Genomic DNA, 1,325 nt, shown 5'->3' with positions numbered 1-1,325 from the left:
ATTTGTGGTACTTCTCGTCTTTCCGAGTGTCAATCGATTCGCTCAGTTAGATGATGTATAACTTCATCTAACTAATAGAAAAATTACTCGGTATTTGATATTCAATCAATCAGTTTATTTCGTAATATTTTGATAAATATCACGTTTAATTCACAACTAATCTGATTTTGATGTAATTCCAATTAATTAGAATTTGGTGCGCCATACAGGACTTGAACCTGTGACCATCCGCTTAGAAGGCGGATGCTCTATCCAACTGAGCTAATGGCGCATAAAAAAAGGATGTGGTGATCTGCCACACCCTGCCTATAGATTCGATATTAATCAGCTCGGCAACCGATCTACCGCTACTCACAATCACACAAACCTAACATGCACGGTTCGCTTTACTTGCTTTCATTCTCTTTAAGGTCGGGTTGCCAAGCCCTAGCTGGAATTGCCTAAACCATTTAGGCATTTACTCAAGGCATGTTCTGTAAGCTGGCACACTCACAGGATATGGTTGCCAAATTTCAGGCAACAAAAAAGCTCGATCATTTCACCGAGCTTTGATGTATGTAAAATCTGGGTGGCGGCATTAAAATTTAAACCACTACGAATAAAGTTAAGCCGCCATTGGGTGCCTTGATATTGCTTTCACGGAACATTTCTCAAGGCATTAAAAAAGCCCACCAAAATCGATGAGCTTTTTACGGTAATCAAGTGAATTACTATAACTTCGTCCACTATAACAGAAATATGCCATACCCTGTATTTACAGTCAAGCGGATTCATTATCCTGACTCAGCTCAACCGCTTTTGTAAATTTATCAATCACAAAATGCGGGTAACGTGATTTTATGAAAGCCAAACCACATTTGATATCTTGCTGAATTTGAGAACCATATGTGTCATTACTTACAGCAATATCTCGAATAGACTCACCCATAACGTAATGCCACCAGATAGCCCCTATCCACTCTTGAACCACCTCATCATTAATAGACTGAAGGTCGATTAATAGTTTTTGAATCGCACGTGCTTCATTGCAGTCTAATTGGCAGCATGTTCCTTTACGGCGTACGCATAGGCGATCTCTCAGAGTCTCATCAGACATATACATTGCAAGCAGCCGCTCACGCTGCTGCTGCGTTATTCTTTTTGTTGGCATGGTTTTAACAACCATCACCATTGTCTCATTATCGCCATTTATCCAAGCTCCAAGCTGACGACACCATTCTTCAAAACTGTATTTCGACCAATCCGTCGCTTGCATAATCGTTACTGCTGCCGTCATCCCAAATCCCCTACCATCTTCTCTATTTGCTCAATCGCTTTGCCGCTTT

Annotated in this window: 1 protein-coding gene and 1 tRNA gene; both read right to left on the bottom strand. The window is 40.7% G+C overall.

Annotation, left to right across the window (positions count from 1 at the left end):
• Positions 1 to 194: 194 nt before the first annotated feature.
• Positions 195 to 271: transfer RNA gene (locus RR876_RS16490), tRNA-Arg, on the bottom strand.
• Positions 272 to 760: 489 nt separating this feature from the next.
• Entirely contained in the window at positions 761 to 1,276 is a 516-nt protein-coding gene (locus RR876_RS16485) for a hypothetical protein (protein WP_279679416.1), read from the bottom strand.
• Between the last annotated feature and the right edge of the window lie 49 nt (positions 1,277 to 1,325).

This window comes from Acinetobacter sp., from assembly GCF_036666595.1.
Lineage (GTDB): Bacteria > Pseudomonadota > Gammaproteobacteria > Pseudomonadales > Moraxellaceae > Acinetobacter.
The sequence above is the reverse complement of the archived record's forward strand: the minus strand, read 5'-3'. Positions and strand labels throughout refer to the sequence as shown.